The 13,659-nt window shown below is 68.5% G+C and carries 17 protein-coding genes; 1 reads left to right on the top strand and 16 read right to left on the bottom strand.

Annotated elements, in window-relative coordinates; genetic code table 11:
- Positions 1–34: 34 nt before the first annotated feature.
- The 13 genes from ABD719_RS04495 to ABD719_RS04435 form a co-directional block, all read right to left on the bottom strand.
- Positions 35–229 carry a hypothetical protein gene (locus ABD719_RS04495; protein WP_344692187.1) on the bottom strand — a complete coding sequence of 65 codons (195 nt, stop codon included), beginning with the start codon at positions 227–229 and terminating at the stop codon, positions 35–37.
- Positions 230–341: 112 nt separating this feature from the next.
- On the bottom strand, positions 342–980 hold the full coding sequence (locus ABD719_RS04490; protein WP_344692186.1) for a F0F1 ATP synthase subunit B: 639 nt from the start codon (positions 978–980) through the stop codon (positions 342–344).
- Entirely contained in the window at positions 973–1,467 is a 495-nt protein-coding gene (locus tag ABD719_RS04485; protein ID WP_344692185.1) for a F0F1 ATP synthase subunit B family protein, read from the bottom strand. The genes ABD719_RS04490 and ABD719_RS04485 overlap by 8 nt, the downstream gene beginning before the upstream one ends.
- 57 nt (positions 1,468–1,524) lie before the next feature.
- A complete protein-coding gene (locus ABD719_RS04480; RefSeq protein WP_038662560.1) occupies positions 1,525–1,752 on the bottom strand; it encodes a F0F1 ATP synthase subunit C in 228 nt (75 codons plus the stop codon).
- An 84-nt stretch (positions 1,753–1,836) separates the two neighbouring features.
- Positions 1,837–2,628 (bottom strand): F0F1 ATP synthase subunit A, encoded by a 792-nt coding sequence (locus tag ABD719_RS04475; protein WP_342355061.1) that lies wholly within the window; start codon positions 2,626–2,628, stop codon positions 1,837–1,839.
- Between the two features lie 32 nt (positions 2,629–2,660).
- Positions 2,661–2,978, bottom strand: a complete 318-nt coding sequence (locus tag ABD719_RS04470; RefSeq protein WP_342355060.1) for an AtpZ/AtpI family protein — start codon at positions 2,976–2,978, stop codon at positions 2,661–2,663.
- Positions 2,979–3,285: 307 nt separating this feature from the next.
- The gene (locus tag ABD719_RS04465) at positions 3,286–3,588 is read right to left on the bottom strand and encodes a GIY-YIG nuclease family protein (RefSeq protein WP_344692184.1); all 303 of its coding nucleotides are present in this window, start codon (positions 3,586–3,588) and stop codon (positions 3,286–3,288) included.
- Positions 3,589–3,606: 18 nt separating this feature from the next.
- Positions 3,607–3,987, bottom strand: a complete 381-nt coding sequence (locus ABD719_RS04460) for a YdbL family probable chaperone protein (RefSeq protein ID WP_344692183.1) — start codon at positions 3,985–3,987, stop codon at positions 3,607–3,609.
- Complete coding sequence (locus ABD719_RS04455) at positions 3,987–4,193, bottom strand: YnbE family lipoprotein (protein ID WP_344692182.1); 207 nt, start codon at positions 4,191–4,193, stop codon at positions 3,987–3,989. Before ABD719_RS04455 ends, ABD719_RS04460 begins: the two co-directional genes overlap by 1 nt.
- A complete protein-coding gene (locus ABD719_RS04450; RefSeq protein ID WP_344692181.1) occupies positions 4,190–7,309 on the bottom strand; it encodes an intermembrane phospholipid transport YdbH family protein in 3,120 nt (1,039 codons plus the stop codon). Before ABD719_RS04450 ends, ABD719_RS04455 begins: the two co-directional genes overlap by 4 nt.
- A 114-nt stretch (positions 7,310–7,423) precedes the next feature.
- Complete coding sequence (locus tag ABD719_RS04445) at positions 7,424–8,137, bottom strand: M23 family metallopeptidase (protein WP_344692180.1); 714 nt, start codon at positions 8,135–8,137, stop codon at positions 7,424–7,426.
- A gap of 238 nt (positions 8,138–8,375) precedes the next feature.
- A complete protein-coding gene (locus tag ABD719_RS04440; RefSeq protein WP_344692179.1) occupies positions 8,376–8,855 on the bottom strand; it encodes a peroxiredoxin in 480 nt (159 codons plus the stop codon).
- Positions 8,852–11,533, bottom strand: a complete 2,682-nt coding sequence (locus tag ABD719_RS04435; RefSeq protein WP_344692573.1) for a [protein-PII] uridylyltransferase family protein — start codon at positions 11,531–11,533, stop codon at positions 8,852–8,854. The genes ABD719_RS04440 and ABD719_RS04435 overlap by 4 nt, the downstream gene beginning before the upstream one ends.
- A gap of 35 nt (positions 11,534–11,568) precedes the next feature.
- Here ABD719_RS04435 and ABD719_RS04430 point away from each other — a divergent pair, with 35 nt between their 5' ends.
- The gene (locus ABD719_RS04430) at positions 11,569–11,778 is read left to right on the top strand and encodes a hypothetical protein (protein ID WP_344692178.1); all 210 of its coding nucleotides are present in this window, start codon (positions 11,569–11,571) and stop codon (positions 11,776–11,778) included.
- A gap of 29 nt (positions 11,779–11,807) precedes the next feature.
- Here ABD719_RS04430 and ABD719_RS04425 read toward each other — a convergent pair whose 3' ends face one another.
- The 3 genes from ABD719_RS04425 to ABD719_RS04415 form a co-directional block, all read right to left on the bottom strand.
- The gene (locus ABD719_RS04425) at positions 11,808–12,458 is read right to left on the bottom strand and encodes a sigma-70 family RNA polymerase sigma factor (protein WP_344692177.1); all 651 of its coding nucleotides are present in this window, start codon (positions 12,456–12,458) and stop codon (positions 11,808–11,810) included.
- A gap of 106 nt (positions 12,459–12,564) precedes the next feature.
- Entirely contained in the window at positions 12,565–12,702 is a 138-nt protein-coding gene (locus ABD719_RS04420) for a hypothetical protein (RefSeq protein ID WP_192125384.1), read from the bottom strand.
- A 54-nt stretch (positions 12,703–12,756) separates the two neighbouring features.
- Positions 12,757–13,560 carry a response regulator gene (locus tag ABD719_RS04415; protein ID WP_344692176.1) on the bottom strand — a complete coding sequence of 268 codons (804 nt, stop codon included), beginning with the start codon at positions 13,558–13,560 and terminating at the stop codon, positions 12,757–12,759.
- Between the last annotated feature and the right edge of the window lie 99 nt (positions 13,561–13,659).

Raw genomic sequence — 13,659 nt, 5'->3', positions numbered from 1 at the left:
TAGGGTGACCGGGGCCACGATCAAATCCGGTGGGTCAAAGCCGATCATCGGAGCGGGTGACGTGCCGGATGGATCGCACGACGATTGCCCATATCGCCGCCGCAATCGACATGCCGAGCGTCAATTCGTTGAATGCCCCGCGGCCCGCCGACCAATCATGTCCGAGTATGGATTCCACGGTTAGCAAGGCGACGAACCCGGCCATCCCGGCGGTCCACCAGCGCTGCATCACCAGCCCCGAACCGATCCCCACCGCGATCCCGACAGGATTGCCGAGTCCGGCGATGCACAGCCAGGTGAAGAGGAAAAAGGAAAAGCCGGACCCCGCGTCCGGCCCCATTTCAGTTGGGCCGGCCGAGCCCGGCGATGGTGCGGTCGATCATCGTGCGATCGGCGACGGCGTCGTGATGTTCGGCGATCAGCAGGCCAGCGGCGCGGGCGGCGGCGTCAGCGGCGCGGGCCCGGACTTCGGCGATGGCGGCGCGTTCGGCGGCGGCGATCTTGTCCTCCGCCATCCTGGCGCGGCGATCCATCAGCGCCTCGGCATCCGCCTTGGCCTTGACGATGATGCCGTGCGCCTCGGCACGGGCGTGTTCGCGCATCTGTTCGGCATCGGCATGGGCCGACTTCGCCTTGGCCTCATACTCGGCACGAAGCGCCTCGGCGTCGGCGCGCAGCGCGGCGGCCTCGTCTAGCTGGGTGCGGATCGCGGCGATGCGGGCGTCGAGCATCCCGCCGATCATCGCCGGGACCTTCTTCCACAGCATGATGGCGACGACGACGAGCGCGGCGATCGCGACCCAGCCGGTCGAATCGAAGCCTAGCGCGGTGGGCGATGGCGCATGATGTTCGGTGGTGGCGGTCGTCTCGTGAACGCCGTCGCCTTCCTTCACGGGCACCGGAGCCAGCCCGGTCGCCTGCGTGGCGTCGGTCAGGTTCTCGGCGACGATGCTGCTGCCGTTGACGGTCGGATTAGCCATGTGCCCTCACCTCGCGGACCGCGTGCGCCGCCTGATCGGCGGTGATCTGGAGACCCGCCAGCTTGGCGACGAGCTGTTGCGCCGCCTCCGCCGCGACGGAGTCGAGATTGGCGAGCGCCTCCGCCTTGGCGTTGGCGATCGCGAGATCGTGATGGCCCGCGCGCTCGGCGAGGTCGGCATCCGCCGCCTTTACCTGCACCTCGGCCGATTTGGCCGCCTGCGCCTTGGCCGCGGCCGTTTCGGCGGCGGCAGCGGTGCGGGCGGCGTCCATCTCGACGCGCCATGCCTCCTCGGTCGCATCCGCCTGAAGCCGTGCGGCTTCGGCGGCGGCGAGATCACCCGTGACCCGCGCCTCGCGCGCGTCGACGGTGGCGACGATCTTCGTCACCATCCCGCGACCCACCACGAAATACAGCAGGCCGAAGGTGATCAGCAGCCAGAAGATCTGCGAGGCATAGGTAGCGGCGATCTGGGAAATCTGGGGCATGTGCGTCCTTTAGATACCGGCCGGACGCGCATGGCGCCCGGCCCGATACCGGTCGGTTCAGGCGACGAACAGCAGGATGATCATCGTCACGAAGGCGAGCAGGCCGAGCAGCTCCGCGCCCGCGAAACCGATGAACAGACGGCCCTGCTGGCTGTCCGCGGCGCCCGGATTGCGCAGCGCGCCTTCGAGGAACTTGGCGAACACGTTGCCCACGCCGAGCGAGGCGAGGCCCATGCCGATCGCGGCCAGACCGGCGCCGATCATCTTTGCGGCTTCTGCGTCCATGGTAGTCACTCCAGTCAATTATCAGGTTGGAAAGTCACATCGGAAAGTCTTGAAAGTCACATCCTACAGGCCCGCATGCGCGGATCAGTGGAGGTTCACCGCGTCGTTCAGATACACGCTCGTCAGCAACGCGAAGACATATGCCTGGATCGCCGCGACCAGCAGTTCCAGCAGGGTGATGCCGATCATCAGCACGAAGCTGGGCAGCGTCACGATCGCGGCATAGCCCGGCCCCATGTTGATGCCGTTGATGACGAACGCGGCCAGCACCTTGAGCAGGATGTGCCCCGCGGTCATCGCGACGAACAATCGCAGACCCAGCGAGAAGGGGCGCACGAGGAAGCTCATCAGCTCGACCACGAAGATCAGCGGGATCATCACCACCGGCGTGCCGTGTGGCACGAACAGCGAGAAGAAGTGGAAGCCGTGACGCCCGAACCCGACGATCAGCACGATCGCGAACGAGATGATCGCCAGCACGCCGGTGACGGTCAGATGGCTGGTCACGGTGAAGGGATGCACGCCGGGGATCACGCCGAAGGGCAGCAGCCCCAGGATGTTGGCGAACAGGATGAACATGAACAGCGAGAAGACATAGGGGACGAAGCGCTTGCCCTCCGGGCCGACGTTCGAGGTCAGCATCCCCGACACGAAGCCGGTGAACCCCTCGACGGCGGCCTGCCAGCGGCCTGGGACCAGCTGCCGCTTCATGCCGCCCAGCATGAACAGCCACAGCGACGCCAGCGTCACCACCATCCACAATGCGGAATTGGTGAACGACAGGTCGTAGCCGCCCACCACCCAATGCGAGCCCATCACCGGCTCGATCAGGAACTGGTGCATCGGGTCGATCTTGCTGCCTTCTGCCGCCGCCACGCTTGCGCTCCACGTATGACAAACGCCCGGCGTTACTCCGGGCGCTCGCCTGAAATCCTAATGATCTGCCTGAACGCGACCGCTATTCCGAGGAACAACATCACGATCAGCCCCCAGGGCGTCGCGCCGAACCAGCGGTCTATCAGCCAGCCGATCAGCGCGCTGCCGACGAGACTTCCGATCAGGGCGGAAATGACACGATTGCCCTGGGAGTAACCCCGGTCCGTATCGATCTTCGCCCCCGATCGCGTCGCCTCGGTCTCTCGCGCCTGACGCAGCCGCTCATCGAGCGCGGTCAGCCGCGGGTCCTCCGCATCGCCGAAGTCCTGTCCGGAACCGTCATCCGCCACGCGCCATCCCCTGACCAACTGATTGGCCGTGCCGGGATAGTGACGCGTGAACGGCGAGCGACCCCGCCAAGGCGCCGTCCGTTTAGAAAGGGGGGCCGCCCAAGTCAACCGCGCTGGGGCACGGCCTGTCGTTCAGCCAATCCCGGTCGAACGGTAGAGACATACAGAACGATAGAGACATACGGGTTGCACCCTCCCCGGCGGACGCCGGGGTCCAGTCGGTTGAAGGCCAGTGACCGTCACCATCGACTTGCCAACTGGGCCCCGGCGTCCGCCGGGGAAGAAAGGAAAAAATGCGCGATGACGATCAGGCGTTGGCGATCTGATCGTACAGGTCGCCCCATTCGGGGTTCAATCCCTCGATTTCCTGTATCTTCCATGCCCGACGCCATTCCTTCATCTGCTTTTCACGCCGCCGGGCCGCTTCCCAATCCGGGCAAGCCTCGAACCAGACCAGCAGATGGCAATGGTATCGTCGGGTGAAGCCCGGCACGACGCCGGTGCGATGTTCCCATGCCCGCCTCGCCAGATCGATGGTCGAGCCGACATAAAGCGTGCCGTTACGGTCGCTCGCCATGATGTAGACGCATGGCGCGGCGTCGATCGGCAATCCTGCCGCTCCCGCGAATCACACGCAGCGGGGATCGCGGGTGGGGGCGGCGGCGGTGCGGGTGGCCCAACCGCCGTCGGGGGTGCGGTATTTCTCCCCCGGATTGGTCTGCGCGATCAGGTTGCAGCCGCTGGTGAAGGCGAGTTGTTCGACCGTGGCGCCGCTGGCCTGCGCCTTTTGGGTATAGGCGGCCTTGCGCTGGATGTTGATGCTGGACACCAGTGCGCGCAGGTCCGCGGAGCCACCGCCTACCACGCCGAGATAGCCGTCCGGCTGCTCGCCCACCTGCCCCGCAGCACGGGCGGCGGCGTAGGCGGGGTCGCGCTGCGCCCAGGCGGCGCCCGCGACGGCGAGGCCGGCCATGAGCGCGGCGGCGGCGACGAATGTCCTGGCCTTCATCAGAAAATCCCCGGATTCTGCTGGATCAGCGACTTGGCCTCACTATCGAGGCGGTACACCACTTCCTGCGTGACGTTGATGTTGAGGTTGATGACGATCGGCTTGTCCGGTGCGGTCACGTTGACGCAACCGGTGGTCGCCGCGATCGCCCCCGACAGGGCCAAGGTCGTGATTCGTCGCATCATCGTCAACCAGGAACGGTTCATCGCTTATTCTCGCTTGCGCTAGGCTGAATGGGGGGCGGGGCGGGCGCGGCACCGGCCGGGCGCCCGGCGCGGTTCTGCTGTTCGAGCAGCGCGGGCAGGTTGCGCTGGATCAGGCGGCGGGGATCGTAGAAGGACTGCGCCGAATCGAGCAGCCCGCGAAACGGTGCCTTGATCCGCACGTTGAACACCAACGGCAGGCGTTGCAGGCGCCGGACGAGGAAGTTCGATTTCGCCCCGACGCCCTGACTGATCCCGGCGAAGCGGACATCGGTGACCATCTCGCCGCCAAGCGAGCCGTTGAGCGTGACATCGAGACTGCGATACCGCAGCGACCGGAGCGCCTGGAAGGCGAGATCGCCCCATAGGCCCAGCTGTTCCTGCCCCAGCGCCCCGACATAGGCGATGGTGCCGCCGCCCTCACGCATCGTCAGCCGGCCGTTCTCGATGCGGCCGCCGGCATCGTCGAAGATCATGGGCAGCACGCCGTCGAACACCCCGGTGGCATTCATGTTCGCGAAGTCGAACTGCTGGAGAAATTGGTCGGCGCGGGCGGCGGCGACGCGGAAGGTGAGCCGCCGTTCGCCCCGCTCCCCGAAATCGAGGCGCGAGGGGTCCAGCGTGAGCGCACCGCCCGCGAACGGCCAGCGCGCGCCCTCCACCTGCACCTGTGTGGTGTTCAGGATCTGATAGCGGATCGTGCCGTCCTGTACCGCGATGCCGGGGTTGACGGTGCGGACGGTGGCGACCTGCCCCGGCGGGGTATGCAGCGCGAGCAGATCGTCGAACCGGACGCGGGTGGCCAGCCCGGTGACGGGACCGAAGGCGGCGGCAAGATCGATCGCGGCGGTGCCGAAGTCGCCGGTGCTGGTGACCCCCTGCCCGGTCCACGCGATGCGGGCGCGACCATCGACGGTGCCGCGCACATCGGCGACGACACCGAACGTCAGCGGGGTGAGCAGTTCGGGCTGGAACCCCTCCCCGAACGGCAGCGACGGCACCGCCAGGTCGGCATGGCCGCTGCCATCCGCCAGCCGGTGCGCGATCGCGACGGTGGCGACGCGGGTGCCGGTGGTCGGTTCGTGCAGGACGCCGGTCGCGGCGATATCTCCCCCGGCGAGGCGGAACGCGACCTCGCGCGCGGCGACCGGGCGGAAACGGGCGGACGACGCGGCGTCGCTGACGGTCAGCGCGCCGGTGAGCGAGAGGATACCGCGATCGAGCGACCAGTCGCCGGCGGCGGCGGACAGGACCAGCGGCACGTTGCCGATCCGCCCCCCGGTATCGGTGAAACGACCCGTGACCGCCCCCCCGGCGATCGTGCCGGTCAGGCCGGCGACGGTGAGGCGGGATTGGCGATCGGGCGCCCCCAGCAATGCCTCCACCCCCTCGACCGCGAAGCCGCGATCGCCCAGGCGGAGCGTCGCGCCCGTGGCGGCGAGCGTGAGCGGCGTGGTGCCGAGCCGGCCCGCCAGCCGCGTCGCCCCCAGCCGGGCACCGCCGGTGATCCGACCACCCGCTACCGTCACCAACGCGCCGCCGGTCGGGCAGAGCGCGAGGCGGGCGGGATCGAGCGTCAGGCCGGCGATGGCGAGGCGATCGACAGCGACGGGGGTGCAGGACGGGTTGACCGTGAGGCGGTCGCCGGCGCCGGCAAGCGTCAGCGGCAGGACCAGCCCCTCCACCCGACCATCGCCGAGCGGACCCGACAGCGTGGCCTGCGTCGTCGCGCGCCAGGCGCCGTCGGGGCTGACCACGAACGCCACCGGCGTCAGCGCGAGGCGGGCGGTGCCGGCGGCATAGGGATCGATCGTGGCACGCCCCCGGATCGGCGCGGTCGCGGTCGCACGCGACAGGGAAAGCGCGAAGCGCGGCAACCCGCCCCCGCCCGCCACCAGCTTCAGCCGGGGCGGCAGCCGCATCGCACCGTCCGCGATCACGAGGCGGCCGTCCAGCGTCAGGCGGGCACCGCTTGCCGCGTCGACCGCGATACGGGACACGGCGATATCCTCGCCGATATCCAGATGGGCATCCGCGTCGAGCATCCGGCCGGCGGCGACCAGCGCCTGCCCGATGCGTGCGGTGATCGCGGCAAGCGGCGTACCGGCGGCGGCGGTGCGCAGGGGGGCCACCTGACCCGACAGCGCGGGGGCCAAAGCGGCACGGTCCAGATGCACCCGGCCGGTGAAGGCGATGCGACGGTCGATCGCATAGTTGCCGTCGATCCGGGCGGCATCGGCGAGGCCCTGCGGCAAGCGGAGACGGCGGACGGTAGCGGTGACATGCCCCTCGCTCCGCTTCGCCGAGCCGGCGATATCGAGCGTGGCCGCCATCGCGGCAAGGCGGATCGTGCCGCGTGACGCCGCTGTGGTGGTGACGCTCGCCTTGCCCTGCCAGCGATCGAGCGCCGCCGACAGCCGGGCTTCCAGATCGGCGCGCGGCGCGGCGACCCGAAGTCCGTCGTCGCACTCCAGCCGATCCGCCGCGACCGGGCCGTCGACCTGCGGGCGCGCCGCGGTGATGGCGATCCGCAGCATCGCCCGCGCCGCGCCGATCCGGCAACCACCCGCCGCCAGTTGCGGGGCATGAGCGCGGATCGTGCCGGCAAAACCATCGTTCAGCCGCCCCTGCCCGGCGATCCGCAGCAGCGCGGGGCCAAACGGCGTGGCAAGGCGAACGCGGGCCTCCTTTACGGCAACGGTCAGCGCCGGCAAGGCGAACGGCTTCCCCGAGGGCGGCGGCAACAGCCGGTCGATCGCACCCAGCGACACACGCCCCCCCGCCAGCCGCGCGTTCAGGCGGACATGGCCCGCCTTCACACCGACCAGATAGGGGCCGCCAAGCCCGATACCGGTCTGCGTCTCGATCCAGTCGGCGGTCAGATCGGGATGGCGGGGGTCGCCGATGACGACATCGGTCAGTCGCTGACGGCCGAGCCCCAGATCCTCGACCCGGTAGCGCGCGGCGACACCGCGGCGATCCAGTTCCCGGTCGACGAAATGGGTGACGATGGGCTGGCGAAGCAGCCAGACCGAGCCGATCCCGGCGGATAGCAGCAGCGCCGCGGCGAGGGCCAGGCGGCGGCGGGATCGCCGGGGGAGAACGTCAGTCTGGGTCACGCCGGCCCGCCATGGTGGTCACACCCATGCCATCCCCTTAGGGACGGCGGCGGGTGGCGGCAATCGATGGTGCCGGATTGGCGGAACGACGGGAAGAAATCGGCCCGAAAAAGATCAGTCGAGCGCGGCGGGGCCGTCGCTGCTGACCGGGATCAGCTTCACGGCGCGGTCCTGCGCGGCGAGCAGATAATCGGCGTTGGTCAGGAAGGGGATCGGGTTGACGGCGTGTCCGTCCATCCGGACCTCGTAATGGAGGTGCGAACCGGTCGACCGGCCGGTGGAACCCATCAGCGCGATCAACTGGCCGCGATGAACGCGGGTACCGTCGCTGACGAGGATCTTCGACAGATGACCGTAGCGGGTGGCGATACCCTTGCCGTGGTTGATCTCGACGAGGTTACCGTAACCGCCCTGACGATCGGCATGCGCGACGATGCCGTCGGCGGTGGCATAGATGGGGGTGCCGATCGGGCCGGGAATATCAACCCCGGCATGCATCGCGGCGGTGCCGCGGAACGGATCGGAACGAATGCCGAAATTGCTGGTGAACTGAAGCTTGGCGACTGGCTGGACCGAGGGGATGGCGATCGCGCCGCGGCCGAGACCGGCGGAGGCATCGAAGCTTTTCCAGGTCTGGAACAGCGATTTGAACTGGCGATCGGCGTTGAGGTCGGCCGTCGCCTCCGCGCTGGGAACCGGGATATATTCGCCGCCGGTAGCGGAAGCGGGAACCGGCGTGCCGGGCCGATCCGCCGCGTGCGCCATGCCGGTGATCGATACCAGAGCCACCACGGCTGCAACGAAATGCTTGTTCATCGAACCCCGCATCAGAGCGCCGATCCCGTAGCCGGGACCGAACCGATCAATCCAAAAGCTGATTCGCAGCCCCACCGCGCGTCAACACGATGGTGTGTGGTCGAACATGTCTTATCGGGGCAATAGCGCCACCCTCTTCCCGCGTCAGACCGGCACCGGGGCGCGGCGAGTCGTTGAACCGCAGATTAACCACGTCCGAAAACAGGGAACCGATGGTGCAATCGATCGTCAGTCGACCACGGGCGGCGGATCAGCGCGGCCGCCCCGCATCTGGCACGGCAGCCAGTATGGCGGCCAGTACAGCGGGGGCGTGGCCGGGCACCTTCACCTTGCGCCATGCCCGCATCAGTGTGCCGTCCGCCCCGAACAGGAAGGTCGCCCGTTCGATGCCCATATATGTGCGGCCGTACATGTTCTTCTCGACCCAGACGCCGAACGCCGCGCACGCGGTGCCATCGAGATCGCTGGCGAGGGCGATGCCCAGCGAGTGCTTCGCCGTGAACTTCGCATGGGCGGCCGGCGTATCCTTGGACACGCCGAGCACATACGCGCCCGCCGCCGCGAAATCGGGCGCCAGTGCGGTGAAATCCTGCGCCTCGCGCGTGCAGCCGGCGGTATCGTCCTTGGGATAGAAATAGACGACCAGCGGGCGTGGCAACGTGGCAAGATCGATCGTCCCGCCGTCCGCACCGGTGACACCGACCGGGGGGATGACATCGCCTTCGTTCATGCCGCCTGCTCCTGCATCAGCGCGTCCCACGCCGTTGCCACTTCCTGCCGCGCCGTCGCCAGGCTGGCAACCACCGCCGGCCAGTCCGGTACGCCCAGCGCGGCGGCGACCAGCGCGCGCGTCGCCGCCGCCGGGGGTGGCTCCGCATCGGGCGCGACGAGGCGCATCGTGACCAGCAACCGGGTCAGCGCGTCATGTGCGCCGCGCAGCGACGGCGAGACCAGCCCCGCCGCCGCCAGCGCATCGATCGCGGCACCCAGATCGGGCGCGAAGCCGGTACGGCGGGTGAGTTGCAGGACATGGACGAGGAATTCGAGATCGACGAGGCCGCCGGGCAACAGCTTGGCATCGATCCCGCCGCGCGGCGGCTTGTGCCGGGCCATGTCGGCCCGCATCGTCCGCGCATCGGCGACGATATCGCGCGTCGACCGGTCGCCCGCCAGCACCGCGGCGACGACCGCATCGGTGGCGGCGCGCGCCGCCGGCGAGCCATGAACGGTGCGGGCGCGGGTCAGGGCCATATGCTCCCACGTCCATGCCTCCTCGCGCTGATAGCGGGCGAAGCTGTCGAGCGACACCGCCAGCGGCCCCTGGGCGCCCGACGGACGCAATCGCGTGTCGACCGGATAGAGCGGCCCCGCCGCCGTCGCCACCGACAGCGCGGCGGTGATCCGGCTGACGAGACGGTTGTAATAAAGCGTGGCCCCCAATGGCCGAGGGCCATCCGATTCGGCGCGGAAATCGCCGGTGAACAGATAGACGAGATCGAGGTCGGAGGCGTGGGTCAGCGCACCGCCGCCGAACCGGCCGAGTGCCAGGATCACCAGTTCGCTGTCCGGCACCCGGCCATGCGCGGCGGCGAATTCGGCGACGGTGGCATCGGTCAGCACGGTGACCGCGGCTTCGGCGACACGGGCATAGCCGGCGGCGACGGCCAGCGGATCGGCGGTGCCGGCGACGATCTGCGCCCCCAGCGCGAACCGCGCCTCGCCCACCAGCCGGCGGACGTGATCGAGGCGCGCGCCGTAATCCCCGGCATCGCCGCCGCGCATCGCCGCGACCAGCATGGGCAGATCGCCGACGCCGTCGAGCGCGGTCGCATCGATCAGCCCGTCGAGCAACGCCGGCCGCCGGGCCAGCTCGTCCGCCAGCACCGGCGCATGGGCGAGCAGGCGGACGAGCAGGTCGGCCAACCCCGGTCGCGCCTCCAGCAGGCGAAAGATGTTGATCGCGCTGGGCATCGATTCGAGCATCGCGTCGAGCCGACGCAGCGCCTGATCGCGGTCGGGGGCGGTGCCCAGCGCCTCGACCAGCGTCGGCAGCACAGCCTCCAGCGCGTCGCGCGCGGCGGGACTGCGCAATGCGGGATAGGTGCCGGTGCGCCACGCGGCGATGCGGCGGACCGCGAAGTCGGGGTCGAACCCGCCCGCCGCCAGCGTTGCCGCCAGCGTTTCCGGATCGCGCGACAACGCCGGGCGACGGCGATCGTCCAGCGCATCATAGACTTCGCCGACCCGCGCGACGTGCGGCCGCAACAGTGCGAGCAGGTCCGCCCCCTCGCCCAGCCCGTGCAACCGCGCCACCCGGTCGAGCGCATCGGCGATGGCGGGCAAGGCGTGCGTCTGACGATCGTCGATCATCTGCACCCGGTGCTCGATCGTGCGCAGCAGCGTATAGGCGTCACCCAGCGCGGCGGCGTCGCCGACGTCGATCCAGCTGCCGATCGCCAGTTCGACCAGGGCATCGCGGGTGGCGGGCGCCCGCACCACCGCATCACGACCGCCGTGGATCAACTGGTGGATCTGCGCGAAGAACTCGACCTCGCGGATGCCGCCCCGCCCCCGCTTCAGGTCGTAGCCCGGGCCGAACGCCTGCCCCTGCGCATGATGATCGCGGATACGCACCGACAGCGCCCTGATCTCCCCGACCGCCCCGAAATCGAGCGTGCGCCGCCACACGAACGGCCGGATTGCGGCAAGGAACCGCTGCCCCAGCGCGATGTCGCCAGCAGCGGCGCGGGCGCGGATGAAGGCGGCGCGCTCCCATGCCAGTGCCTGGCTTTCATAATAGGCGATGGCGCCATCCACCGGCAGCGCGATCGGCGTGACCTCCGCCGAGGGACGCAGCCGCAGATCGACGCGCAGGACATAACCGTCGCCGTCGCGCGCCTGCAGCAACTCGACGACGCGGCGGGCGATGCGGACCGCCGCCTCCTCTGGCTCCTCTCTGGCGCGCCGCGGCAGGGTGGCGGGATCGAACAGCAGGATGGGATCGATGTCGGAGGAGTAGTTGAGTTCGAACGAGCCCTGCTTGCCCAGCGCGATGGCGGTGAAACCGCGCGGTTCCTCGCCCGGATACCGTTCGGCGATGGCGGTGCGGATCGCGGTGTCGAGCGCCTGATCGGCAAAGCCGGTCAGCGCGGCGGTGACGGCGGTAAGGTCGAGCCGCCCCGACAGGTCGCCCAGCGCAACGGTGAGCGCGAGGGCACGGCGCTGCCGGCGCAGGCGGGTAGCGACGGGCAGGTCGGGATCAATCACGGGCGACAGGTCGAGCCGTCCCGCCTCCACCGCGGCGACGATACCTGGCTCACGCGCGGCCACCATTGCGAGGAACGGCGACCAGCGGATCGCACGGTCGAGCGCATCGACCAGATCGCTGGTCGCAGAGGGCACCGTCATCATCCCGTCACATCCATGCCAGCCAAACGAAACGAATGGCCGATCCGAACGTTTTACCGATTATGACCTTCGCCACCAGCCTTGTGATCCAGCGCGACAATGGCGAGCAGGTCGTTCGCATGCCCCGTGCGACCGACGCAATCGGTCACTCACTGCGGAGCGTTTACGGCGAAGGTGCCGGTATCCCGCCCCAATGGGAGTCGTTGTTGCGTGATATCGACCAAGTATCGCGCCGCCATCACTGATCGGGACGAACGCGACACCGACCGCGGCATCAACGGCCGCGGCTGAGCATATCCACGTCGCCCATGATCGAATCGAGCGCGGTCTTGCTGGTGTCGACTTCGTGATCGCGACGTGAGGGCAGCGCGGCACCGTCGGTCAGCAGCGCCTCCAGCGCGACACGACCCCGGGCGACCCGGCTCTTGATCGTACCGACGGCGACCTGACAGATTTCCGCTGCTTCCTCATAGGCAAACCCGCCCGCGCCGACGAGGATCAACGCCTCGCGCTGCGGTTGCGGCAGGTGCATCAGGGCACGCTGCATATCGCCCAGTTCGACGTGACGGTCCTGACTGGCGGGAGCCGCGAGGATACGGTCGGCCACCAGATCGTCCCACTCGCCCTTGAACCGGGCACGACGCATCTGCGACAGATAGAGGTTGCGCAGGATGATGAAGGTCCATGCACGCATGTTGGTGCCGGCCTGGAAACGCTTGCGGGCAGCCCATGCCTTCAGCAGCGTTTCCTGCACCAGATCATCCGCCAGATCGCGGCTGCCGGACAGTGAACGACCAAAGGCGCGCAGGTGCGGAATCACCTGTGCCAGCTGTGTCTTGAACTCTGGATCAGACAACGAGACATGTTCAACGGGAGCATCGGCCTGCTCCTCGACGTCGTCGTCACGCAGCACGGGCTGGGTCATTCTTATCCGATCGTGAGGGGCGACGCGTGTGTCGCGCCGCCCCAAGATAGGCGCGGACGCGCCCTATTCCAACCCGTTGGTAACGGGCCGTTCCATGGACCGCCGTTCAGCGAAAGACCATGATGGCGAAGATCACGATGATGAGCGTCAGCGAGATCGGCAGGATGTAGCGCGTCATGTGCGGGGTCGCCCCGGCACGGGCCTCTTCACCCGACAGGCGGGTGGGTTTTTCGGGACTGTCCATGACGGGTAAACCTCCGGGGTTCGTTTTGGGTCCGCAACATCCTGCCGCGTCCGATCATTCGCCCGGCACGGTGCTCTGGTCGAAGAACAGCGCCTGGCTGATCGCCGCCTTCACCGTCGACCGCTGGAACGGCTTGGTGATGAGGAAGGTCGGCTCGGGCCGCTCGCCGGTCAGCAGGCGTTCCGGGAAGGCGGTGATGAAGATCACCGGCACCTCGAACCGGGCGAGGATATCCTTCACCGCATCGATCCCCGAACTGTCGTCGGCCAGCTGGATATCGGCGAGCACCAGACCGGGCCGATCCTCCATCGCCAGCCCGACCGCCTCGTCGCGGGTGACGGCGACGCCGGTGACGTCGTGACCCAGATCGCGAACGATCGTCTCGATATCCATCGCGATGATCGGCTCGTCCTCGATGATGAGCACGCGGGCGCGGGTCTGGTTCTCGATCTCGGACAGGGCCTCGGCGACCAGCCGGTCGACCTCGTCGGCGTCGACGTCGATCAGGTAACCGGCGTCTTCGGGGGTGAAGCCCTCCATCGCGGTCAGCAGCAGCGCCTGACGCGACAGCGGCGTCATCCGTGACAACCGGGCGCGCGTGACCGCCTCCGCCCCCGCGAGTTCGCTGCCGAGACTGTCTTCCATCTCGTCGTAATTGGCGGAATTCCAGATGCCCTGGAACATCCGGTACAGGCCGAGACGCGGATCGACGTCACGGGGGAACTGGTCCGGTGCGGCGACGATCGCCTCCAGCGTGGCACGGACATACTTGTCCCCATGCACCTGGCTACCGGTAAGTGCCCGGCCGTAGCGCCGCAGGAAAGGAAGATGCGGGGCGAGTTGCTGTCCGAGCGACATGTGCGATGAAAACTCCCTGAAAACGATCCGCCCCGCTTACGCGCTAAGGCCGGTATTGATCCAACGCGAAACGACGGTATCGGGCTCCCGCAAGGCGAG

Source organism: Sphingomonas cynarae (assembly GCF_039537815.1).
Taxonomy (GTDB): domain Bacteria; phylum Pseudomonadota; class Alphaproteobacteria; order Sphingomonadales; family Sphingomonadaceae; genus Sphingomonas; species Sphingomonas cynarae.
Note: the sequence above shows the minus strand (reverse complement) of the source record. Positions and strands in the feature narration are given on the sequence as shown.